Annotated in this window: 17 protein-coding genes; 7 read left to right on the top strand and 10 right to left on the bottom strand. The window is 74.2% G+C overall.

Annotation, left to right across the window (positions count from 1 at the left end):
• The 6 genes from E1211_RS18080 to eccD all read right to left on the bottom strand — a co-directional run.
• A partial coding sequence (locus E1211_RS18080; RefSeq protein WP_132350175.1) for a WXG100 family type VII secretion target occupies window positions 1-1,172 on the bottom strand: 1,172 nt, incomplete at its 3' end.
• Between the two features lie 58 nt (window positions 1,173-1,230).
• A complete protein-coding gene (locus tag E1211_RS18075) occupies window positions 1,231-1,626 on the bottom strand; it encodes a hypothetical protein (protein WP_132350174.1) in 396 nt (131 codons plus the stop codon).
• 110 nt (window positions 1,627-1,736) lie between these two features.
• Window positions 1,737-2,027: a WXG100 family type VII secretion target gene (locus E1211_RS18070; RefSeq protein ID WP_132350173.1), complete on the bottom strand. Its 291-nt coding sequence runs from the start codon at window positions 2,025-2,027 to the stop codon at window positions 1,737-1,739.
• A gap of 40 nt (window positions 2,028-2,067) precedes the next feature.
• A complete protein-coding gene (locus E1211_RS18065) occupies window positions 2,068-2,415 on the bottom strand; it encodes a WXG100 family type VII secretion target (RefSeq protein WP_120674707.1) in 348 nt (115 codons plus the stop codon).
• A 142-nt stretch (window positions 2,416-2,557) separates the two neighbouring features.
• On the bottom strand, window positions 2,558-3,964 hold the full coding sequence (eccB, locus tag E1211_RS18060; protein WP_132350172.1) for a type VII secretion protein EccB: 1,407 nt from the start codon (window positions 3,962-3,964) through the stop codon (window positions 2,558-2,560).
• A 3-nt stretch (window positions 3,965-3,967) separates the two neighbouring features.
• Window positions 3,968-5,365, bottom strand: a complete 1,398-nt coding sequence (gene eccD / locus E1211_RS18055) for a type VII secretion integral membrane protein EccD (RefSeq protein ID WP_132350171.1) — start codon at window positions 5,363-5,365, stop codon at window positions 3,968-3,970.
• A 222-nt stretch (window positions 5,366-5,587) separates the two neighbouring features.
• On the opposite strand from eccD, the gene eccCa reads away from it, so the two are divergent.
• Window positions 5,588-9,517: a type VII secretion protein EccCa gene (eccCa, locus tag E1211_RS18050; RefSeq protein ID WP_207915411.1), complete on the top strand. Its 3,930-nt coding sequence runs from the start codon at window positions 5,588-5,590 to the stop codon at window positions 9,515-9,517.
• Window positions 9,518-9,664: 147 nt separating this feature from the next.
• On the opposite strand, the gene E1211_RS18045 is transcribed toward eccCa, so the two are convergent.
• From E1211_RS18045 to E1211_RS18035, 3 genes are all read right to left on the bottom strand, one after another.
• Complete coding sequence (locus tag E1211_RS18045; protein WP_132350169.1) at window positions 9,665-10,903, bottom strand: S8 family serine peptidase; 1,239 nt, start codon at window positions 10,901-10,903, stop codon at window positions 9,665-9,667.
• Window positions 10,903-12,654, bottom strand: coding sequence for a S8 family serine peptidase (locus E1211_RS18040; protein ID WP_132350168.1), 1,752 nt, complete (start codon window positions 12,652-12,654; stop codon window positions 10,903-10,905). The genes E1211_RS18045 and E1211_RS18040 overlap by 1 nt, the downstream gene beginning before the upstream one ends.
• A gap of 149 nt (window positions 12,655-12,803) precedes the next feature.
• Window positions 12,804-14,156, bottom strand: coding sequence for a hypothetical protein (locus E1211_RS18035; protein WP_132350167.1), 1,353 nt, complete (start codon window positions 14,154-14,156; stop codon window positions 12,804-12,806).
• A 408-nt stretch (window positions 14,157-14,564) separates the two neighbouring features.
• Here E1211_RS18035 and E1211_RS18030 point away from each other — a divergent pair, with 408 nt between their 5' ends.
• Complete coding sequence (locus E1211_RS18030; RefSeq protein WP_132350166.1) at window positions 14,565-15,380, top strand: SDR family NAD(P)-dependent oxidoreductase; 816 nt, start codon at window positions 14,565-14,567, stop codon at window positions 15,378-15,380.
• A gap of 36 nt (window positions 15,381-15,416) precedes the next feature.
• Here the strand turns inward: E1211_RS18030 and E1211_RS18025 are convergent, their stop codons facing one another.
• Entirely contained in the window at window positions 15,417-16,226 is an 810-nt protein-coding gene (locus E1211_RS18025) for an alpha/beta fold hydrolase (protein WP_132350165.1), read from the bottom strand.
• 54 nt (window positions 16,227-16,280) lie between these two features.
• Here E1211_RS18025 and E1211_RS18020 point away from each other — a divergent pair, with 54 nt between their 5' ends.
• From E1211_RS18020 to E1211_RS18000, 5 genes are all read left to right on the top strand, one after another.
• On the top strand, window positions 16,281-16,955 hold the full coding sequence (locus E1211_RS18020; protein WP_207915410.1) for a TetR/AcrR family transcriptional regulator: 675 nt from the start codon (window positions 16,281-16,283) through the stop codon (window positions 16,953-16,955).
• Between the two features lie 153 nt (window positions 16,956-17,108).
• Window positions 17,109-20,861, top strand: a complete 3,753-nt coding sequence (locus E1211_RS18015; RefSeq protein WP_243709578.1) for a S8 family serine peptidase — start codon at window positions 17,109-17,111, stop codon at window positions 20,859-20,861.
• Window positions 20,862-20,964: 103 nt separating this feature from the next.
• Entirely contained in the window at window positions 20,965-21,879 is a 915-nt protein-coding gene (locus tag E1211_RS18010) for a LysR family transcriptional regulator (RefSeq protein WP_132350163.1), read from the top strand.
• Between the two features lie 76 nt (window positions 21,880-21,955).
• Complete coding sequence (locus E1211_RS18005; RefSeq protein ID WP_132350162.1) at window positions 21,956-22,516, top strand: cysteine dioxygenase family protein; 561 nt, start codon at window positions 21,956-21,958, stop codon at window positions 22,514-22,516.
• 19 nt (window positions 22,517-22,535) lie between these two features.
• On the top strand, window positions 22,536-23,362 hold an 827-nt coding region (locus E1211_RS18000), incomplete at its 3' end, for a YeiH family protein (RefSeq protein ID WP_132350161.1).

Here is a 23,362-nt window from a genome sequence, read left to right as displayed (position 1 = left end):
CCCTTGTTGAGGATGTCGTCGATGTCGAGCCCGCCGCCCCCGCCGCCACCCTTGCCGAAGATGTCGTCGAGGTTGATCCCGCCGTCGTCGCCTCCGCCGTTCAGGTCGTCTTTCGATGGCGGCGGGGGCGTGTACGTCCGGGGGTCGACCAGGTTCCGGTAGGTCGTCTCGAAGCTGTCGTGCAGGTTGCGGTACTGCGTCGCCATCGCGTCGTTCAGCACCTTCGCCGCCTCGGCGAAGAAGGCCTTCATGTTGTTGTTGAGATCGGAGAGCGCCTTGTTGGCGTCGATGAAGTCGTACGTCTTCGCGCCGTTGCCGATGTCGATGCTGATGGGCCAGGTCGTGAGGTCGTCCCAGACCACGAGCTTGTGCTCGTCCCAGGCACGGCCGTTCCAGTCGTCGGTCTCCCTGCCCAGCTGGTCGACGGCCCGCTCGATGTCGCGCATCGCCGCTTCGACCATCGCCCGCGGGCTCCGCCCCGGGTGCTGCTCGAAGGCCTCCCACGCCTTCCCGATCTCCGTGAGGAAGGTCTGCACCGCATCGCCGTTGCGGTGCAGCATCGCGACCCAGTCGTCGGCGGTGCGGAGGTCCTCCCGAAGCAGCACCATTTCGTCCCGGAGGTTCGTGAGCGACTCCCGAAGCCCCTCCGCGGCCGCGCCCCTGAATCCGTCCCCGAGGTTGTCGACCTCCGTCTTCAGCTGCTGGGACGCATCATCGAGCCACATCGCGAGGTTGTAGAAGCTCTCCGCCGACTCGTGCAGGGTCGCCGGGTCGAGCGGCGGCGGCAACGGCGGACGGGACAGCGCGTCGTCGGAGCTCTTGTGGAACTGGTTCCAGTGGTCGTCGGGCGCGTAGTCGCCCGACTTCTCGTACCAGTTCACCTTCCCCTTGATGATGTAGTACGCCGCGTGGGACTTGCCGATGTGCCCGTTGCCGTCGAAATAGAACTCCTGCGCCGTCCGGCGGTAGAGGGTGAACTCGTTGTTCGCCGGCGTACCCATCGGGTCCTCCCACGGCTTCGCCTTCGAGTTCACGTAGAAACCGGAGTTCGACAGGCTGATCCAGGTCGGCTCGGTGAACTGCCGGGAGTCCATCTCGGACGCGCCGAGCACCTCCCGCATGCCCTGTTCCCAGGCCGGCAGGCTGTTGGGCAACGGATTTGGCTGAGTCATCGGGACCTTCGTTCACCGCGGAGGAGACGGCCAGGGGAGAGTTCGGTGGGGCGGCCGATCAGGTGCTGTTGCCGGTGTTGGCCGGGCCGTTCGGGCCGTTGTTGCCGAGCCCGGTCGAGGCCGCGTACGAGGTGTTCGCGTTCTCGATGTCGTCGCTCGACGCGATGATGCGCTCGAGGTTCTGGCCGTAGCTCGACAGCTTCTGGTCGTACGCGGCGAGCCGCTGGTCGACCAGGCCGCCCACGGCCCTGACCCGCTCGCGCAGGTCCTTGCCGGCGGTGAAGTTGTCCGTGCCGGCGCGGACCACGAGGCTGTTGAGGTGTCCGCCGTGCGGGTGGGCCATGTCGTTGGGATTCGCCCCGGCCCGGACCGTGGTGACCTGGTTTCTGATCCCCTTCAGCTTCTGGACCACGCCGCGCAGGTACGCCTCGTCGATCTTGATTTCTTTCGGCACCGCCGGATCCCTTCCCTTTGATCTCTCGCTCTGGACAGGTCCCGGTCGGGCGGCGCGGAAGCATCCGCGCCGCCCGACCGGCTCAGCCTGTGCCGGGGGTGAACCCCGGGTCAGGCGACGAAGAGCGTCGCGCCCTGCTGGTCACCGGCGTGGTAGTTGTCGCCGATCTTGCGCAGCTCGGCGACGGCCTTCGCGGTGCCGCTCTCCACCATCCGCATGCCGTCGTCCCACTTCTTCTGGACGGCGTCGTAGTTGTCGATCGTCTGACCGGCGTTCTCGCTGAGGAAGACCTGAACCTGGGACTTCAGCTCGTCGAGGGACTGCCGCAGCCGCTGCGCGACGCTCTCCAGCTGGCTCGCCGCGGCGTCGACGTCGGAGAGGTCGACGGTGTAAGTGGCCATTGCTCGTTTCCTTCCTGCCTGACGTGTCGTACGGGAAAGCTCAGTTGGTCCAGCTCGCCTTGGGGGTGAAGGTCTCCGTCTGCAGCGAGATGCTGGCCGCCGCCGCGATGTTGTCGTCCTCGGTGGAGTCCGTGATCGCCGCGAACCGCTGCATGGAGCCGCTGATGTCGCCGAGCCCGGAACGGATCTGCACGATCCCCTGCGAGATCTCCTGGAGCCCCTGCTGGTAGCGCATCGACGCCTCGCCCAGCCAGCGGGCGCCGAGCTCCGAGGAACTGCTGATCACCGTCCGCTCCGCCTGCTCCAGCTCGTCCACCATCCGCTGGAAGGCGTAGATGACGCCGGTTCTGGTCTCGTCGTCGGATCGCTGCTGAGTCCAACTAGCCACGGCCCTGCTCCTCTCTCGTCTGCTGTCTCCGGTGACGACTCCGTACGGAGCCGTCACCGCACTTGCGTCTTGCGCTCCCCGGTCGCGGGGCGACCGTCGGGTGATCGGGTGCCGGCCACACACCGGCGGTGCTGGACGGCGATCACCCCCCGCCCACGGCGGACTCCAGCACGGGTCCGGTGGGCAGCATCTCCAGGAGTTGCCGGGGCACCGGGCGGGCCGTCGCCGGCGGGAAGCCGAGCTGGCTCGCCACCGCGCTCGAACCCACCGGATACTTGATCCCGGCATCGGTGACCAGGTAGAAGCCCGACCCTGCGGCCTGGTCGGCCCGGCCCGCCAGCACGAGGCCACCGACCCCGGGCTGCACCGCGACCGCCTCCGCGCTCGCCGAGGTGCGGGTGACGCCCACGCCCTCGGAGAGGGTGGTGGTGGAGGGGGCGGGCAGGTCGGCGGTCACCTCCACCGCGCCGTCCGCCATAGAGTGCCGTACGCACCACGTGCCCCGCTCCGGCGTCTTCGCGAGGCGGGGCGGGGTCGCCGGCAGCGCCGCCACCCAGGCCGGCTGCGGGGCGACCGGCAGCGCGACCAGGGCGGCGGGGCTCAGCTCCCGCGGCTGCACCGGCCGCCCGGCGTACACCCGCGCGGTCGCCGGGTCGGCGGCGACGATGGCGTACGCCATCGGGCTCAGCTCGGCCAGGCCGTCCTGCTGGAGCAGGTAGCGCCGCTCCGCGCCGTCCGGCGTACGGGCCGTGAAGAGCTCACCGACGACGCCCCGTCGACCGTCCACCGTCGGTCCCGGGCCGCCCCGTCCGGGCACCTCGGGCGGCGCGATGTCGGCCCCGACCGGCACGGACTCCAGCCAGCCCGCCTCCACCGGGAGCGCGTCGCGGTCGTAGCCGAGCACCCGGGCCAGCCACGGCTCGGTCAGCCGCAGCCGCCGGCCCTGCCAGACGAGGAAGCTCTGGTCCTCCGAGGTGACCAGGATCGCCTGGTCCCGACCGAGGGGCCGGTCCCGGCGCGTGCCCCCGGCCGGCTGCTCGATGCGTACCGTCGTCGCCGTGAAGGTCGTGCCCGCGTCGTCCGGCATGGCGAGCGCGCAGACCGTCCAGACCTGGCGGTCCACGGTGGTCGCCGTCGGCAGGGCGTCGGGCGCGCCCGGGATGCCGAGCGGCTGGCCGTGCGCCACGTCCCGCAACGACTTCCGGGAGACCGTGACGACCTTCGGCTCGGCGCCGAAGAGCAGCCGCGCCGAGGTGTAGTTGAGGACCGGATGCAGCAGGCCCTCGTCGTAGACGTAGCGGCTGCCGGTCTCCTTCTCCACCACCAGCACGCCCGGCTGCCGCCACTTGGTGGCCCCGCCGGGAAAGAAGAATCCGAAGATCACGAAGCCGACGAAGACCACCGCGGCCACGAGCACCCCGGAGACCGTGCCGACCACCATGCGCCGGTTCGGGTTCTCCAGGCCGTCCGGCTCGGCGGCGACCAGCGCACCGGTCAGCCGACCCAGCACGTACGTCTGGGCCTGCACCTGGTCACGGCGGGACTGCACGGCTCAGCCCGCCAACGCCCGGGCGGCCGCGTACGCCCCGAGCACGGCGAGCAGCACCGGCAGCATGGCGACCGTCGCGGTGAGCTGGACGACGTCGCCGATCCGGGCCCAGTAGGGCATGAGCCGGCGGTCGGGCAGGAACCGCCCCAGCAGGAAGAGCAGCGCGCCGGCCAGCGGCAGCAGCGTCACCGGCACGAGCAGCCGGAACAGCGACGGCGCCTGGGCCAGACTGATCACCGTCAGCGCCCCGACCCCCGCCACCGCCGGCAGGGCGTGCGCGAGCCGGTGCCAGGCGCTGGTCATCGCGCGCAGCGCCAGCAGCCGGACCAGGGCGACCAGCCCGAGCAGGGTCCAGGCGGCCCAACCGCCCGCGACGGCGACGAGGAGGAGGCATCCACCGACGACGGCCGCCGCTCCGGCGTACAACCCCGTCATGTACCGGTCGGCCACGGCCGTGCGCGCCAGGAGCTGCTCGCTCGGCTCCGGGTCGATGTCCTCCTGGAGGTGCTCCGGCTCGGTGGGCAGCGGCGCCAGGCGGATGCGGGCGAGGCGGAAGGCGAGCAGCGGGATGCGTACCGTCGCCACGGTGGCGGCCACCGCGACCACCGCCGCGGACTGGCCCGCGTCGAGCCCGACGAAGGTGGAGAGCGCGGAGCCGACGGCGGCGAAGAGCGCGCAGGCGACGACGGCGGCGAAGAACGGCCCGGCCCAGCCGACCAGGACCGCCGCCAGCGGCGCCACCACCAGCGCGCAGACCGAGGCGGTGAAGACCTCGGGGCCCGCCACGACCAGCGGGGCGCTCGCCCTGGTGAGATCCGGGGCGATCATCCCGGCCAGCGTGGCGAAGACGATCGCGGTCACCGCCGAGGCGATGCCGAACGGCCGGTCGGCGCCGGCCCGGGTCAGCCCGAACGCGCCGGCCAGCGCGAGCACCGCGACGGCGGTGGCGCAGAGCGCCCGGGCCAACGGCGGACCGGGCAGCGCCAGCGTGACCGCGCCGAGGCCGGCGACGAGGACGAACGTGCCGAGCGCCGTCCACCGGATCATCTCGGGGCGCCACAGCCCCGACCGGGTCCGCACGCCGGTGGCGAGCCCGTCGGCCAGGTCGTCGAAGTCGACGGGCGGCAACTGGTCGGCGCGGGGACGCAGGTAGACCGTCTCCCCGTCCTGCAGACCGAGCAGCGCGACGGTGCTCTCCTCGTCCAGGGGCGGGCCGCCCAGACGTTGCAGCACCCAGCCGCGGTGCGCCAGGCCGGCGTCGGCCAGGTTGTCACCGAGGTGATGGAGCAGTGCCGGAAGCAGGTCGGCGACCAGCACGTTCGCCGGTACGGCCACCTCGATCTGCCGCCCGGGACCGGACACCACGAGGCGGCACATCTCCGCGGGGGCGGTGACGCTCATGCCCTCACGACGGTCCGCGAACCCCGCCGGTTCAAACTTTTCCCGCGAACTGGTGGGCGACCGCGTTGACCCGAACCGGCCCCGGCTCCGTCGTAGAGGTGTCGGGCGGCGACGCACGCGGGCCCGACGTGAGCGCAGGAGGCGGGCGACGCCCGTGACGTGGAAGGCTGCCCCTTGAGTACGGTGCTGTTCCGACGCCCCGCACGCCGCAACGGCCCGGAGATGCCCTCCGGTGAGATCAGTCTCCAGGAGCCACCGGCCCTGCCCGAGCCGCAACGCAACGGGCTGCGGCAGGCGTTCCTGATGCTGCCGATGGCGCTGATGTCCGGCGTCATGGTGCTGCTCTTCATCAGCCGCAGCGGCGGCGCGTTCACCTGGATCATCCTGGCGCTGATGGCCGTCGCGCTCGGTGGCCTGGTGGTGGGGCAGATCGCCGTCGGCGGCATGGAACGCAAGTCCCGGCTCGGCGGTGACCGCCGTGACTACCTGCGCTACCTGGCGCAGAACCGTAAACGGGTACGCCAGCACGTGCTGCGCCAGCGCGAGGCGAGCGACTGGCAGCACCCGGACCCGCGCGCCCTCTGGTCGCTGGCGATGACGTCCCGCCGGTGGGAGCGGCGCCCCACCCACCCGGACTTCCTGGAGATCCGGGTGGGCACCGGCGAGCAGCGCCTGGCGGTGCGGATCACGCCGTTGCAGACCAAGCCCATCGAGGACCTGGAGCCGCTGGCGGCCAAGTCGCTGCGCCGGTTCATCCGCGCCTACACCACCATCGAGGACCAGCCGATCGCGTTGTTCCTGCGCGGTTTCGCGCAGATCCGGATGGCGGGGGAGAAGGAGCAGACCCGGGCTGTGGTCCGGGCGCTGCTGGCACAGCTGGTGAGTTTCCACGCCCCCGAGGAGGTCCGGCTCGCGCTCTGCGTCGCCGACGACACGGTCGCCGAGTGGGAGTGGACGAAGTGGCTGCCGCACCTGCAACACCCGACCGAGCAGGACGCGGCCGGCGCCGTGCGGCTGGTCGGCAGCACGGTGGAGGAGGTGGAGCAGCGGCTCGGCGAGACCTTCACCGCCCGGCCCCGGTACGAGTCGGGTGCGGCGCCGAGCCGGGACGAGCCGTACGTCGTGGTGATCCGCGACGGTGGACGACTGGGCAACGGCAGTCGGATGGCGACCGCCGGTTACCGCAACGCCGTCCTGATCGACCTCGACGACGCCACCCCGGCCGCCGGCAAGGGCGCGCTCTGCCTGGAGGTCGACGGCGACGACCTGCGCATGGTCCGGCAGGACCGGGTCGGCAGCGAGGTGCGCACCCGGCTGGCCACCCCCGACCGGCTCGGCGCCGCCCAGGCCGCCGTGGTGGCCCGGACGCTGTCCCCGTACCGCCTCGGTGTGGTCACCGAGACCCCGGCGGACACGCTGAAGACCGACTTCGACCTCGGCGCGATGCTGCAGATCGCCGACCTGCGGCAGTTGGACCTCACCCGGCTGTGGGGCGCCCGCACCATCGGGGAGCGGCTGCGGGTGCCGATCGGCATCGACGCCACCGGTCAACCGGTCGCGCTCGACCTGAAGGAGTCCGCGCTCGGCGGCATGGGGCCGCACGGCATGCTCATCGGCGCCACCGGCTCCGGCAAGAGCGAGCTGCTACGCACCCTGGTGCTCGCGCTGGCCACCACGCACTCCTCGGAGACCCTGAACTTCGTCCTCGTCGACTTCAAGGGCGGCGCCACGTTCCTCGGTCTCGACCGGTTGCCGCACACCTCCGCGGTGATCACGAACCTGGCCGACGAGGCGGCGCTGGTCGGCCGGATGCAGGATGCGCTGCACGGCGAGATGGTCCGCCGGCAGGAGCTGCTGCGGCAGGCCGGCGGGTTCAGCTCGGTGCTGGAGTACGAACGGGCCCGTGCCCAGGGCGCTCCGCTGGACCCGCTGCCCACCCTCTTCGTCGTGGTGGACGAGTTCAGCGAGCTGCTCGCCACCCACCGCGACTTCATCGACCTGTTCGTGATGATCGGGCGGCTCGGTCGGTCGCTCGCCGTGCACCTGCTCCTCGCCAGCCAGCGCGTCGACGACGGGCGGATCGCCCAACTGGAGTCCCACCTGTCGTACCGGATCGGGTTGCGGACCTTCTCCGCGATGGAGTCGCGTTCGGTCATCGGGGTGCCGGACGCCTACGAGCTGCCGCCGGCTCCCGGCAACGGGTACCTGCGTACCGACGTGTCGACCCTGATCCGGTTCAAGGCGGGGTACGTGTCGGGGCCGTACCGGACCACGAGCGCCCGGGTGCGGCAGGAGATCGTGCAGCAGCAGGTGGTGCCCTACTCGCTGGACCACGTGCCGTTCCGCGAGCCGGAGCCGGCGCAGATCGAGGAGGCCGTCGAGGAGGCGGCCGACGGCGACGAGACCACCGCCGAACGCAGCGTGCTCAGCGTCGTGGTGGAGCAGCTGGTCGACCAGGGGCCTCCCGCGCACCAGGTGTGGCTGCCGCCGCTGGACGCCTCGCCGACGCTGGACCAGCTGCTGCCGACGCTCGCGCCCGACCCCGAGCGCGGGCTCACCGCCGTCGACTGGCCGGGCAACGGCATGCTCGTCGCGCCGGTGGGCTTCGTCGACAAGCCGTTCGAACAGGTACGGGACCTGCTCCTCGTCGACCTCTCCGGCATCGGCGGGCACGTCGGCATCGCCGGTGGGCCGCGCAGCGGCAAGAGCACCCTGCTCCGTACGCTGATCAGCAGCATCGCCCTGACCCACAGCCCGCGCGAGGTGCAGTTCTACTGCCTCGACTTCGGCGGCGGCGGGCTGGGCGCGCTGGCCGAGCTGCCGCACGTCGGCAGCGTCGCGGGGCGTCTCGACACCGACCGGGTGAGCCGCACCGTCGCCGAGGTGACCGGCCTCATCGTGGACCGGGAGCGCCGCTTCGGCGAGCTCGGCGTCGACGGCATGGGGACCTACCGGAAACTCCGCGCGGAGGGCCAGGTCACCGACGACCCGCACGGCGACGTGTTCCTCGTCGTCGACGGCTGGTTCACCCTGCGCCAGGAGTTCGAGACGCTGGAGAGCGCGGTGCGGCAGATCGCCGCCCAGGGTCTCAACTTCGGTGTCCACCTGGTGCTGACCGCGTCGCGCTGGTCGGAGGTGCACCACGCGATGCGCGACCAGATCGGCACCCGCCTCGAACTGCGTCTCGGTGACCCGGTCGACTCCACCATCGACCTGCGCCTGGCCGCCACCGTGCCGCAGCTGCCCGGTCGTGGCCTCACGCCGGAGAAGCTGCACTTCCTCGCCGCGTTGCCCCGCATCGACGGGTTCGCCGACGCCTCCACGCTGACCGAGGCGGTCCGGGGCCTGACCGCGATGGTGGGGGACTTCTGGGACGGCCCGGCGGCCCCGCCGGTGCGTACGCTGCCCGCGCTGCTCCCCGCCGACTCGCTGCCCGTGCCGGAGGGCGACGTGCGCGTCGCGATCGGCCTGGACGAGGCCGGGATGCAGCCGGTCTGGCACGACTTCGGCGACGTGCCGCACCTGACGGTGCTGGGCGACACCGAGAGCGGCAAGACGAACATGCTGCGCCACCTCGCCCGGTCGGTGATGGCCCGGTACACGCCGGCCGAGGCGCGCATCATGATCGTCGACTACCGCCGGCAGCTGTTCGACGCGGTGCCGCAGGAGTACCGGCTGGGCTACTCCGTCTCCACCGACTCGACGCGGGAGACCGTGGCGGACGCGGTGGCCGGGCTGGGACCGCGCATGCCGGGCGCCGACGTCACCCCGGAGCAGCTGCGCCGGCGGGACTGGTGGAGCGGGCCGCAGCTCTTCGTCCTGGTCGACGACTACGACCTGCTGGCCGGGCACGACAGCCCGTTGATGCCGCTGCTGCCGTACCTGGCGCAGGGCGCGGACATCGGGTTCCACCTGGTGCTGACCCGGGGCGCGGCAAACGTCCTGCGGATGTCGATGGATCCGCTGATGCGCCGGATGCAGGAGACCAACAGCCCGGACGTGGCGCTCTCCTGCCCGCCCACGGAGGGCCCGCTGCTCGGCAACACCAAGCCGCGTCACCTGCCGCCGGGGCGGGCGCTGCTCTGCACCCGGCGGGGCGCGCGGTTGATCCAGACGGCGTGGAGCCCGACGGAGGCGGAGCAGCCGGTCTGACGCCTCCCCGGAGCAGCCGGTCTGACGCCTCCCCGGAGCAGCCGGCCCGCACGACCCGCCTTCTCGGATCCGCCGGCCTGACGCCACCCGTCGGTTCCGGCGGGTGGCGTCAGCGGTGCGCCGCCCGGCCGGGTCTCCGAGCGAGGGTCACGGGCGCCAGCGGCGGCGACGGCCCCACTTGACGGTCATCGCCGCCAGGTACGCGAGCCCGGCCAGACCGACCATGCCGGCGGCCACGGAACCGGCGATCAGCTTCGTCGGCTCGGTCGCCGCGGCCTTCGGCAGTGGCCGCAGCACCTGGGGCTGGGACGGCAGCGGCGTGCGGTCCAGCTCCAGCGCGGTGACCGCGTGGTACAGGTCGAGGGTGCCGTACCCGATGCCCGGCGCGGGCCACGTGCCGAGCGGGTGTTCGGCGGTCAGCTCCAGCCGGTGCCGGACGTCGGCCTGGGAGAGCTTCGGATAGTGGGCGCGGACCAGCGCGGCGGCCCCGGCCGCGTACGCGGCGGCCACCGCCGGGCCGGCGACGGTGTAGTGGCCGTCGCCGCGCGGGGCGACGCTGACCGCGTCGGCGGCGGGTGCCAGCAGGTCGACCCCGGCCTCGGCCGGGGACTTCTCGGTCGGTACGCCCTTGGCGTCGATCCCGCCGACGGCGAGGACGTCGGGGTGGGCGGCCGGATACCAGGGGGCGGGCCTCTGCGTGGTCCCGGCCGGTTGCGTCTTGTCCGAGACCGAGGCGACGAGCACGATGTCCCGGTCGACCGCCTCGCGGATGGCGGCGCGAAGTTCGGCATCGGGATCCGGGGTGCCGACCCCGAGCAGGATGACGTCGGCCTCCGCGGCGGTCGCCGCCCTGATCCCGGCGGCTATCGCGCCCGGGGCAACCTTGCCCTTCCCGTCGACGATGCGGATCGGCACGATGGTCGCCTCGGGCGCCACCCCCACGAAGGCGCTCCCGGTGACGGGGCGGGCCGCCACGATGCCCGCGAGCGCGGTGCCCCGGCCGTAGCAGTCCCGGTCGGCGGCACCGGAGCCCACCACGTCGCTGCCGCGCCGTACCGCCCCGCGCAGGGCCGTCGCGCTGGCGCTCACTCCGGTGTCGACCACCGCCACCACGACGCCTCCGCCTCGCGTCAGCGGCCACACGGCGGACGGCAGCATCCGGCGTACCGCCCACGGTGCGCTGTCGGCCACCGCCGGTGACTCGCCCACGCAGCCCTCGGTGACCTGGGGCAACGCGGGCGGTGGCGCGGCGGCGGTCGTGGCGTGCCGCGCGGCGGTCTGCCCGGTCGCGGCGGCCGGTCCCGCCGGCACCGCCGTCACCGCGCCGACGACCCCGGTGAGCAGCAGCGCCGCGACCACCGCGCGGGACCGAACCGGCGGTGCCACTAGCGCGCGCCGGCCGGGCCGGTCGTGGAGGTGCCGGCGGCGGCCGCCGGAGCTGCCGCCGCGCCGGCGGCGTCCGTCCCGGTGCCCGGGTCGTCCTCGGTCGGCTTCGGATCCTCGGCGGGGGCGGCCGGGTCGCCGCCGGACGTGGAGGCGTCGCCTTCCCGCCCGCTCGGCTCCCCGCGGTGGTCCCCGGCGTCGTCGCCGCTGCCGTCCGGGGCCGTCTCGGTCCCGCCGGGACGCCGGGCCAGCAGCGCGATCGCGGCGATTCCCGCCACGGCCAGCAGCGCGATGACGAGAATCCGCAGCGAGCCGGAGCCGCCACCGTCGTCGGGGGCGGGCGGAGCCTCCTCGGCGAGAGCCGTGACGACCGCCGCGTTCGGGTCGATCATGCCCCAGCCGGTCGCCGGGTCGGCGTCGGGACGTCCGCCCCGGTCGGCCGTGGTCTTGATCCGGTGTGCGACCTGCGCGGCGCTCAGGTTCGGAAACGCGCTCCGGACCAGGGTCGCCGTGCCGGCCACGAACGCGACCGCGTACTGCGATCCGCTGCTGGCGCGTACCCCCGAGCCGCCGGCGCCGAGGCTCGCCACGTCGATGCCCGGCGCGATCACATCGGCGGCGGAGGGCTGGTACTTCGCCGCGGGCTGCCCCTCCGGCCCGACCCCGCCGACGCGCAGCAGGGCCTCCGGCCCGGAACCCTCAGCCGGCGACGGCGAGCCGTCGGTACCGGTCGAGGCGGGAGCCACCACGACCACGTCGTGTTCGGCCGCCCGGCCGATCGCCTCCGCCACCGCCGGGTCGGCGAGGTCGACGAAGGCGCCGAGCGCCACCACGCGGGCACCCGCCGAGACCGCGACCTCGATGGCGGTGGCCGCGTCGGCGGGCTTGGACTGCGGCACGTCGGCCACCACCCGCAGCGGCAGGATGGTGGCCTCCGGCGCGATCCCGACGACCGGCGCGCCCGACGCTCCGGCGTCGGCGGGGCGGGCGCCGATGATGCTCGCCATCGCGGTGCCCGAGCCGAGGCAGTCGACGTCACCGCGGCCGCTGCCGGACGGGATGTCCGCGCCGACGGCGACCCGCCCGCTCAGCTCCGGGAGGCCGGCGTCCACACCGGAGTCGACGACCGCGACGAGGACACCGCCACCGCGGGTACGTCCCCAGGCCTGGTCCGGCGCCATCCGCTCCTGTGCCCAGCCGGAGTCGGGGCGGGACGGCACGGAGTCGGCGCACCGGGACGACGCCGGCGGCCGGACACCTCCGCCGGGCGTGGCCGGCGGCTTGGGCGTGCGGACCGGCGGCACCTGCGGCGCCTGGTCCGGTCCGGACGACGGCGGGCTGGGCAGCGGCCCGATCCGCACCCCGTCCCCGACCGCGTCCCAGGGCAGGACGAGCGTCCAGCCGGTACGCAACTGGCGGGAGTCCGTCAGGGTCTGACCGTCGGCCTGCCGCCGGCCGACGTTGAGCCGGTAGAGCTCCTCGGCCCGGTTGGCGGCGCCGAGCAACCGGCCGGCGATCGCGGCCAGGCTCTCCGCGCCGTCGGCACCCGCCGCCACGGTGTAGTACTTGACGTACGCGCCGCCGCGCGCGTCCGTGCTGTCCGTGCCGGGGGTGGGCGTCGCCGGTGCCGCGACGGAGACCAGCGCCGGGGCGGCAGTGCCCGTTCGCCGATCCGCTCCGCCCACCTGCGGCAGCGCGGCCACCAGGGCCACGCTGCCGAGCAGGATGGGCCAGGTCCGCACCTTCGCCGTCACCACCGGCCTCCTTCGCCTCGCCGTCCGGTCGCGGGTGACCCGCGGTGGAACCGCACGTCGCCCTCACCGACGACGCTGCGCCCCGCCCGCCGGTTCAAAATTCCGGTCCGTGACGCCGAGGAGCGCCGTGATCGTCGGACCGAACCGTCTCAGCGGGCCGCGCCGGTGACCCGTACCGACCAGCGCGACCGCACCACCTCGCCGACGAGCACGGGCACCATCCGGTGGCCGGTACGGGCGGCCAGGCCGCGCGCCGCGGTCAGCTCCGCCCCGCGCAGGCCACCACTGAAGATCACCGCGGGTCCGGCCGGTGTCGCGTCGGCCCCGGCCGCGTCGGCGAACCGTGCCGACCGGCGGTACTCCGGGGGAGCGTCGGGGCCGAGCGCGTCGGCCACCACGAACACCGCCGTACCCGCGGCGTGCAGCTGCGCGGCGAACGCGAGCGCCTGCCGGCGGGCCGCCGGCGCCGCGCCGGTGACGGTGAAGACGTCGGGCGCGGCGGCGAGGTCGACGAAGAGACGCCGCTCGCCGTCCCGGCCGAGGACGACAGGCATCGTGGCGTCGGGAAGCTGCCCGTCGCCGATCCACGCACAGGGCGTCTCCGCGCTGCCGTCGCCCGCGGTGCCGAGCAGGCGTACGTCGAGACGGTCCGGGTCGCCCGTCAGCGACTCGAGCTGCACCGCCAGCCGACCCGAGGCGGTCAGCAGCGAGACCGGGCGCACGACGACCACGGTCGTGGTCGCGCCCTCGACGGTCGGGGCCGGGGCGGTCGCGGTGTCGTCGGGCTCGGTCCCGCCGGTCGGTCCGTCGCTCTCCGGTTCCGCGGCGCCCGCGACGGCCTCGACCTCAGGCTCGACCTCGGCGTCGGGCTGGGGCTCGGCCTCAACCTTGACCTCGGGCTCGACCTCGGGCTCGGGCTCGGCCGTCTGCGGGGCGGCGGGCCGGGGCCGTCCGCCGCCGCGCACCAGCCGCAGCACGACGGCGAGCAGCACCGCCATCACGACCAGCCCGGCGGCGCCGACCAGGTACGGGGTGGCGCTCGCACCGTCCTCCTCGGCCGCCGACCCGTTCGCGGCGGCGTCGGTGGGGGAGGGGAGTGGGCCGACGCGCACGGCCGAGCCCTTCGCGTCGGGCGGCAGTTCGAGGATCCAGCCGGGTTGCAGCGCCGTCAGCGGGTCGGTCAACCTGCCGCCGTCCGGCTGCTCGCGGTCCCGGTTGAGGTCGAAGATCTCCCGGTACCGGTTGCCGTCGCCGAGCGTCTGCACCGCGATCTGGTACAGGTACTCGCGCTGGCCGTCAACGGGCGGGCCGACCACGTAGTAGCGGGGGGTCGCGGGGCTCGCCGGGGCACCGGCCGTCGCCGTGACTCCGCCGGCTCGCGCGGGCGTGCTCGAACCGGCGGCGGTCAGCGCGACCCGGCCGGCGGGCGCGTTCCCGGGCGCGGCCGGGACCGGCGGCGCGGCGTGCGGTGGGGTGGCCAGCGCCGCCACGGGCATGAGCACCGGGGCGAGGCTCAGCACGAGACCGAGCAGCAACCAGGGGCCGCGACGTGATCGCGCGGCGCCGGTCCCGACCGGCGTCGTCCGACCCGCTCGGTGCCGACGAGGTCCGTTCCCGACCCACCTGCCCATTCCGCACCATCCCTCGCGAACGCTCGCCCCGCAGGTTCGGCCCAGACCGTACGCGACCCGGTTCCGGGCCGGCGAACCGAGTTGGACGGTGTCCCGGCCCGGCGTGGGCGGCACCGGATCGTCGCCGCTCGGCCGCGGTCGACGGTCGGTCGGGGGCGGTGCGGGACCCGCCGGGCGTCGGGGTCGGTCGTCGGCAGGTGGCCGGGAAAGCCGTCCGGGCCGCGGCAGCGGCGGCCAGAATGGCCAGGACGCACGGAGACCGAGGGGGAGCGACCAGCGATGGACGACCGGACCGCCGCGACTGTGGTGCTCACCGGGGCGACCAGCGGGATCGGCGCGGCGGCGGCGCGGCTCTTCGCCGGGTCGGTGCGGCGACTGATCGTGCACGGTCCCGAGCCGGCCACGCGGGTGGGGCCGCTGCTCGACGAGCTCCGCTCCGCCGGCCGGGCGGAGATCCGTTACGCGCAGGCCGACTTCGATCGCCTCGACGACGTCGTCGCCCTGGCCGCGCACATCGCGGACGCCACCGATCGGGTCGACGTACTGGTCAACAACGCCGGCCGGCCCGGTGCGCCGCGCCGGCGGCTCAGCGCCGACGGGTTCGAGGCGACGTTGCAGGTCAACTACCTCGCGGCGGCTCTGCTCACCGAGCGCCTGTCGCCCCTCGTGCCCGAGACGGGGCGGGTGGTGCACGTGGCGTCGGCGACGCACCTGTCCGCCACGTTCGACCTGGACGACCCGCAGCTGCGGCGGCGGTACGAGCCGTCCGCCGCGTACGCCCGGTCGAAGCTCGCGCTTGTCGCCCACGCGGTACGGCGGGCATCCCACGTCCGGCCGAGGATCGTGAGCGTGCACCCCGGGGTCGTGGCGACCTCGCTGCTGCACGCGATGTTCGCCGTGCACGGCGAGCCCGCGTCGCACGGCGGCGAGAACGTCGTGGCCGCCGCGCTGCGGCCGGACGTGCCCACCGGCGCGTACCTGGACGAGCAGCGCGTCGCCGAGCCGGCCCGGCAGGTCCGTGACGCGACGTTCCGGGAGGAGCTGCACCGGCTCACGACGACGCTGCTCGGCCCCTGGCTCGACGGTCGCCGCTGACCGGCGGTCCGGCCGCTCGGTGGAATCGCGGTTCGGTCAGGCCGCCGTCAGGAAGGCGGTGAGTGGTTCGACGAGCCGGGCCGGTGCCCGGTTGATGCCGTCGTGACCGCTGCCCGCGACCGGCAGCACCCGCATCCGGGGCAGCACCGGCGTCAGGGCCGCGGCGAGCCTCGGGTAGTGCGGCGGCCCGGCCTGCCCGTAGGCGAAGAGCACCTCGGCGGCGACGCCCGCGTACTGCTCGGGCGGGCCGTCGTGCGCCGCGACCTCGGCGGTCTCGTAGAGCGTCATGTCGAGCAGTTCGCCCATCTCCCGCCCGACGGGATGGCGCAGGAGCAGCCGGGTGAAGGCGGTCTGCACGGCCAGCGGCAGTCGCGACGCGGGCGACTGCGGGTTGCCCGCCGCGCCGACGATCGCGAGCGCCCGGGCCGTCTTGCCGGCGCGCAGCGCCGCCCGCGCGGCCGGGAGGAAGTCGGCCTTGAAGATGCCGTCGACGGAGACGGCCGGATCGTAGAGCGCGAGCCGGGCGATCGGCAGGGTGAGCGCGGCCCGCAGCGCGATGAGGCCACCGGAGCTGTGCCCGACGACTGCGGCCGCCCCGGTGTGCGTGAGCACGGCGCCCAGGTCCTCGATCTCCTGCTGGAGGGTGTAGGGCTCGCGGCGGGCGGGTGCGTCGGCCCGGCCGCGCCGGTTGTAGAGGTGCACGGTGCAGTGCTCGGCGAGGGCGGCGGCGAGCCTGCGGTAGGGCTCGATGGTCACGCCGCCGCCGTGTACGACCACCACGTCCGGGCCGGTGCCGGTGGAGTGGAGCACGATCTTCTCGCCGTCCGGTGCGATGACCCGTTCCATGAGCGCCCACCCTTCCTAAAACTGCGAACGACGTTTGCAGTTTACAGTGGATCGGTGAATGACGCGACCCCGAGAACCGGCCACACCCAGCGGGAGTCGATTTTCCGGCGGTCCGCACGGGGCAGCCGGGGCCCGGCGCCCGCACACAGCCGGGACGACATCGTGACGGCGGCGATCGCGATCGCGGACGCCGACGGGCTGGCGGCGGTCTCGATGCGAGCGGTCGCCGCCCGGCTGGAGACCGGCGCCGCCTCGCTTTACCGCTACCTCTCCTCCCGGGACGACCTGCTCGACCTCATGGCCGACCGGGTGGCCGCCGAGCTGCGCCCGTACCCCGAGCCGGACGGCGACTGGCTGGACACCCTGGTACGGATGGCCCGCGCGCAGCGGGCGGTGCACGAGCGCCACCCGTGGCTGTTCGAGCTGAGCCAACGGGCCTCCGCCGTCGGCCCGGAGGCGCTGGCTTTCTTCGACGCCTGCCTGAAGGTCATGGCGCCGGTGGAGACGACCTCCGCCGCCAAGTTCGAGGCGATCGGCATGATGAACGGCGTGGCGATCCTGTTCGCGCGCAAACGCACCGCCGGCGAGGCCCTCACGTTCGCCGGCTTCGACATCACGTCGTACCCGCATCTGCTCGCCGCGCTCAGCCGGCCGGGCGGCGCGCCGCCGGCCACGGACCTCTTCGAGCGCGCGCTGCGCAGCCTGCTGACCGGTCTCCTCACCCCCTGACGCGACCCGCGCCGTCGCGACGGGGTCACCGCTGTGGCCACCGGGCGCGCTCGCCGCGCGACCGGCCCACCCGCGCCCCTGGATCGACTGACACGACGGCCCATTGCGATCATGCTCCGCAACGTTCCGCCCCCGATGAACGGAGCAGCATCGTTGAACATCCCCCCGATCCGCCGACGCGACGCGGCGCTCGCCGCCGTGCTCGCCCTCGCGCTGGGCGTCGGCACACCGGCGTTCGCCGCCCCGGCCGGTAACGGTGTCCCCGTACCGCCGGCCGGGCCTCCCGCCTCGGCCCCCGTCGGCGTTCCGCACACGATCACCCTGATCAACGGCGACCGGGTCACGGTCACCCCCACCGCCGGCGGCGTCGCCACCGACGTGCGCGGACCGGCCGGTCAGCCGGTCGGCGCCCAGGTCGTCACGTACGGGGAGGACACCTACGTCTACCCCGACTCGATCTCCCGGTACGTCGCGTCCGGGCTGCTGGACCAGCGGCTCTTCAACGTCACCGACCTGATCGAGGACGGCTACGACGACGCGCGCCGCTCCCGGCTGCCGCTCATTCTCAGCTACTCGGACGCCACCGCCCGGGCCAAGGCCGCGCCGACCGGCGCGACCCGCGTCCGGGACCTGCCGAGCGTGCAGGGCGCCGCTGTCGAAGCCGACCGCAGCCAGGCGGCCCGGTTCTGGAGCACCCTCACCGGCACGCCGTCCGGCACCCCGACCGCGAAGCAGTCCTCCGCCGAACCGGTGCGGTTCACCGGCGGCGTGACGAAGGTGTGGCTCGACGGCAAGGTGCGCGCCGCGCTGGCCGACACCACGGCGCAGATCGGCGCGCCGCAGGTCTGGGCCGGTGGCAACACCGGCGCCGGCGTGCCGGTGGCCGTCCTCGACACCGGGGTCGACGCCGAGCACCCGGACCTGGTGGGCCAGGTCACCGAGGCCCGCAGCTTCGTGCCGGGCAAGGAGGTGACCGACCGCAACGGCCACGGGACGCACGTCGCCTCGACGATCGCCGGCACCGGTGCCGCCTCCGGCGGCGCGGAGCGGGGGGTCGCCCCGGGCGTGCGGCTGCACGTCGGCAAGGTCCTCGACGACACCGGCGAGGGGCAGGACTCCTGGATCCTCGGTGGCATGGAGTGGGCCGCCCGGGAGGCGAAGGCCCGCGTCATCAGCATGAGCCTCGGCGGTGACCCCAGCGACGGCACCGACCTGCTGAGCCGGGCGGTCAACCAGCTCAGCGCCGAGACCGGTGCCCTCTTCACCGTCGCCGCCGGCAACTCCGGCCCGGACATGCAGACCGTGGGCGCGCCGGGCAGCGCGGACGCGGCCCTCACCGTGGGCGCGGTGGACACCCTCGACCGGCTCGCCGTCTTCTCCAGCCGCGGGCCGCGCCGGGGCGACAACGCGCTCAAGCCCGACATCACCGCCCCCGGCGTCGACGTGCTCGCCGCCCGCTCGCAGTACGCGCCGGAGGGCGAGGGGCCGTACCAGACCATGAGCGGCACCTCGATGGCGACCCCGCACGTGGCCGGCGCCGCCGCGTTGCTCGCCGCGGTCCATCCGCAGTGGACGGGGCGGCAGCTCAAGGACGCCCTGATGAGCACGAGCAAGGTGACCCGGCAGTACGACGCCTACCGGGGCGGTACGGGTCGGGTCGACGTCGCCGCCGCCGTCTCGGCGACCGTCTTCGCCACCGGTGTCGACTTCACCGGGCTGCGCTGGCCGTACGAGCCCGGGCAGCGGACCGACCAGAAGGTGACCTACACCAACACCGGTGACAGCGCGGTCACCCTCGACCTGAGCGTCGAGGCGCCGACGGCCCCGGCCGGCCTCTTCACCCTCGCCACCGATCAGGTCACCGTGCCCGCCCACGGCACGAGCACGGTCACCGTGCACGGCAACCTGGACCGGTTGGCCGACGAGGACGGCTACGGGTACGCCACAGTGGTCGGTGCCGGTCCGGGCGGCACCCCGCGCCTGCGCAGCCTGGTCGGACTCGACAAGAAGGGGCAGCGCGTCGCGCTGACCATCACCACGAAGGACCGGGACGGTACCGGGCTCACCGGCCAGATCCTGCTCAAGGACATCACCCGGGACGTGGTGCCGGAGCTGCACGAGGTCGACGAGAGCGGCCGGCTCGCCCTGCAGGTACGGCCCGGCACCTACAGCATCCTCATGCAGGCCGACGTGCCCGGCGTGCACGGGCCGCACTCCGTCGGCCGGGCGATGCTGCTCGCCCCCGAGGTCGTCGTCGGCGACGACGCCCGCACCGTCACGTTGGACGCCCGGACCCTGCGACAGGTCACCGCCGTCACTCCGCAGCGGACCAGCCTCGCCGGGCTCGGGGTCCACTACTTCCGGTCCTACCCCGACCGGTACCGGCTCTCCGACAACTACCTCCTCGACCCCCGCTACGACAGCCTCTGGGCCACCCCGACGGGCCGGAAGGTCGAGCAGGGCGCCTTCACCCTGGGCGTGCGCTGGTCCCTGATCCAGCCGCCGCTGACCGTGGCGGGTGCCGGGGACGACTACGACGACCTGCGGATGCAGAGCGGCTCGGCGATCGGCCCGCAGGGGCGGCACAGGCTCGACGCCGTCTTCGTCCCGGGCGACACGCCGGCTGCCGTCACCCGCGCCGGGGTGCGCGGAAAGGTCGTGGTGCTCCGGCACACCGACACGGCCACCGCGCTGGCGCAGGCCGACGCGGCAGCCGCCGCCGGGGCCCAGCTCATGATCATCGTCAACGACGGGTACGGGCGGCTGGACGCCTGGGCGGCGGTGCCGGACCCGAAGACCCCGTTGCCGGTGGCCTCACTCGGCCGTGACCAGGGCGAAGAGCTGATCAAGCGGATCCGGCGGGGCGACGGACGGCTCACCGTCGAGGGGCATGCCACCCCGGAGTACCTCTACGACCTGGTCGACCGGCACGCCGGCGCGGTGCGGGCGGAGCTGACCTACCGCCCGCGCGGCAACGACCTGGCCCGGGTCGACGTGTCGTTCCGCAACCCGAACCCGGGCTCCGGTGTCTGGCTCCGGTACAACGTCTCACCGGACGAGCCCACCAACGCGCTGAGCGCGGTCCCGGTGCCCTTCCCGGCACAGGGCGAGCGCACCGACTGGCTCTCCGCCGAAGCGGGGAACGAGTGGCTGGAGATGGCGAACCTCGCCCCGCTCGTGCTCACCTCCGAGCCGATCGCCTACCCGGCGGGGCGTCGCACCGAGCAGAGCTGGTTCGCGCCGGTGGCCCGGCCGCGGGCGCCGCAGCGCTCGCTGCTGGTCAGCCCGTCGGTGCTGGTCGGTGACTCGCTCATCGTGCACGGACTGCCGAGCTGGGGCGACGCGGAGCCGCACCACCACGGGATGACCTGGGGGGCCGAGGTCGCCCAGACGACCAGCCTCTACCAGGGCACGGAGCTGATCGCGTCGATGCCCGGCGGTGGGCTCGGGGCCGTGGTGGACCCGCAGCGGCCGGTGCGGCTGGTCACCGAGGCGACCCAGGAGGCCGTCTCGCCGTACTCCACCAGCACCGTGACCGAGTGGGGCCTCGGCTTCCCCGACGTGGACCCGGACGCGGTGCGGCAGCTCCCACTGATCCAGCTCGACTACGCGGTGGCGACCGACCCGGCCGGGCGTGCCCGCCGCACCGAGGAGCTGACCGTCTCGGCCGGCCACCTCGCCGGGGCGTGGCACGCCGGGGCGATCCGGACGGTCGGGGTCGAGCTGTCGTACGACGACGGCCGGAGCTGGCAGCGGGTCAGGAAGCTGCGGGCGGAGCACGGCGGCTGGCGGCTTCGGCTCTCCGCCCCGAAGTCGGCGCGGTTCGCGTCACTGCGGGTGACCGCCCGGGACGCCGTCGGCAACACCGTCACCCAGACCGTGGTACGCGCCTTCGGGCTGCGGTAACCATCCCCGTGCGGGCCGGTCGGGGCGGCGACTCCCCGGCCGGCCCGGTGGTTCCGCTCACCGAGCGTGGGCGGGCCCCGAGCGGCCGAACTATGCTTCGACGGTGTTCGACTCGCGCCACATCCGGACCTTCCACGAGGTCGTCCGGACGCGGTCGTACTCGGCGGCGGCGCAGGCGCTCGGCTACACGCAGCCGGCGATCTCCCAGCAGATGAAGGCCCTGGAGCGCGAGGTCGGCACCCCGCTCTTCACCCGGGTGGGGCGGCGGCTGCGGCTCACCGAGGCGGGGGAGACGCTGGCCCGCCACACCGAGCACATCCTCGGCAGCATGTCGGTCGCCCGGGAGCAGATGGCGGCGATCGCGCGGCTGCGCACCGGACTGGTACGGGTGTGCGCGTTCCCCAGCGCCAACGCGACACTGGTGCCGGAGGCGATGGCGCTGCTCGCGGTGGAGCATCCGGGCATCCGGGTGGAGCTGATCGAGGACGAGCCCCCCGACTCGCTGCGGCGCGTGGTGCAGGGCGAGAGCGACGTCACGCTGGCCTTCACCTACCCCGGGCTGCGGGAGGAGGTGCCGGCGGAGCTGGTGGAGATCCCGCTGCTGGAGGACCAGCTCACCGTCCTGCTGCCGGTGGGGCATCCGATGGCCCGCCGCCGCGCCGTCCAGCTCGGCGACCTCGCCGGGGAGCGGTGGATCGCCGGCTGCCTGCGCTGCCGGACGAACTTCGTGCACGAGTGCGCGCAGCTCGGGTTCACGCCCGACATCGTCTTCACCACCGACGACAACCTCGCCGTCCAGGCACTCGTCGCGCAGGGGCTCGGCGTCGCCATGATCCCCGGCCTCAGCCTCTCCTTCCTCCGCCGGGACAAGGTCCGGGGGAGGCCCCTGGCGCCCGCCTCGCGGCGCCAGGTGTCGGCGTACGTCCTGCGTGAGCATCTGCGCATCCCCGCGACGGCCCGGCTGCTGGAGGCGCTGGCGGCGGTGGCCGGGCGACGGGCCGACCCGCTCGAAGCGTGACGCATAAGCGATCCTTGGGGTCGGCCAAGAAACTGTAGTTGGACGTGATGGGTCACGCTCAGTCACCATGGACGTCATGACCACTCCGACCGCCACACCTGTCGCCACCACCGCCCGCCTCGCCCGGCTGGTCGAGGAGGTCCGGGCCGTGGTCGATCGTGGCCTGCCGCCGGACCTGACCGCGTACCTGGTGGGGGAGCGGCTCGCGCCGCACCTGGGCGCCTCCGACCTGCTCACGCCCGAGCAGTGCGCGGGTGATCCGGAGCGCTACCGGCAGCACGTCCTGCATGCGGAGCGTGACGGCGGCTTCTCGATCGTCGCCCTCGTCTGGCTGCCCGGCCAGCGCACCTCCATCCACGACCACGTCGCCTGGTGCGTCACGGGGGTGCACCAGGGCGAGGAGCACGAGCGGCGCTACCGGCTCGTCTCGGACGGCCTCGCCGCCCGGCTCGTCGCGACCCAGGACGTGGTGAACCGGCAGGGCGAGGTGTGCGGCTTCGCGCCTCCCGGCGACATCCACCGGGTCTGGAACGGCGGCGACGGCACGGCGATCTCCCTGCACATCTACGGCGCCGACATCTCCCGCCTCGGGTCCAGCGTCCGGCGCGTGTACGAGCAGCCGACCGACGAGCAGTGAACGGGACACGGCTGCCGGCATGGCACTGACCAGCACGACCACGCACGAGAGCGACCCGACGGGTACGGCGGGCGACGGAACCGGCGCCGACCGGGCCGACGCGCCGAAGCGTGCGGGCGCCGGATCGATCCTTCCCGGGCTGCTCGCCGCCCTCCTCGGGGCGGCCGCCGCCTGGGCGGTGCACTGGCTGGTGCCCGCCGTGCCGGTGCTGACCGCCGCCGTCGTGCTCGGCATCGCCGCCGCGCACCTGCCCGCCGTCCGTGACCGGGTGCGCGGGGCGGCCCGGCCAGGGCTGAGCGTCGCGGGCAAGCGGCTCATGCGGCTGGGCATCGTGCTGCTCGGGCTCAAGCTGAGCCTGCAGGACGTACGCGAACTCGGGTGGCCCAGCCTGGTGATGGTGATCGCCGTGGTGACCGCCACCTTCGTCGGCACCTGGTGGCTGGGCCGCCGGATCGGGCTCCCCGGTGACCAGCCGCTGCTGATCGCCGCGGGCTACGCGATCTGCGGCGCCTCGGCGATCGGGGCGGTCAGCGCGGCGACCCGCAGCGACGAGGAGGACGCGGCCGCGTCGGTCGCCCTGGTGACGCTCTGCGGCACGCTCGCCATCGCCGTGCTCCCGCTGCTGCACCAGCCCCTCGGGCTCGACGACGCCCAGTTCGGCCGCTGGGTCGGTGCGAGTGTGCACGACGTCGGCCAGGTCGTCGCCACCGCGCAGACCGCGGGCCCCGCCGCTCTGGGCGACGCCGTACTGGTGAAGCTCATGCGGGTGGCGCTGCTCGCCCCGCTGGTCGCCGTGGTGGTCCTCGGGCTGCGGCGGCGGGCCGGCGGGCAGGGGGCGGCCGGTGC

The organism is Micromonospora sp. 15K316 (assembly GCF_004348525.1).
In the GTDB taxonomy this organism is placed as follows: Bacteria; Actinomycetota; Actinomycetes; order Mycobacteriales; family Micromonosporaceae; genus Micromonospora.
This window is presented reverse-complemented; position numbering and strand designations above follow the sequence as displayed.

Bases quoted from the DNA above. Each gene is read 5' to 3' on its own strand.
- eccD (WP_132350171.1), bottom strand. From the start codon at position 5,365: ATGAGCGTCACCGCCCCCGCGGAGATGTGCCGCCTCGTGGTGTCCGGT.
- E1211_RS18070 (WP_132350173.1), bottom strand. From the start codon at position 2,027: ATGGCCACTTACACCGTCGACCTCTCCGACGTCGACGCCGCGGCGAGC.
- E1211_RS18005 (WP_132350162.1), top strand. From the start codon at position 21,956: ATGACCACTCCGACCGCCACACCTGTCGCCACCACCGCCCGCCTCGCC.
- eccCa (WP_207915411.1), top strand. From the start codon at position 5,588: ATGCCCTCCGGTGAGATCAGTCTCCAGGAGCCACCGGCCCTGCCCGAG.
- E1211_RS18025 (WP_132350165.1), bottom strand. From the start codon at position 16,226: ATGGAACGGGTCATCGCACCGGACGGCGAGAAGATCGTGCTCCACTCC.
- E1211_RS18030 (WP_132350166.1), top strand. From the start codon at position 14,565: ATGGACGACCGGACCGCCGCGACTGTGGTGCTCACCGGGGCGACCAGC.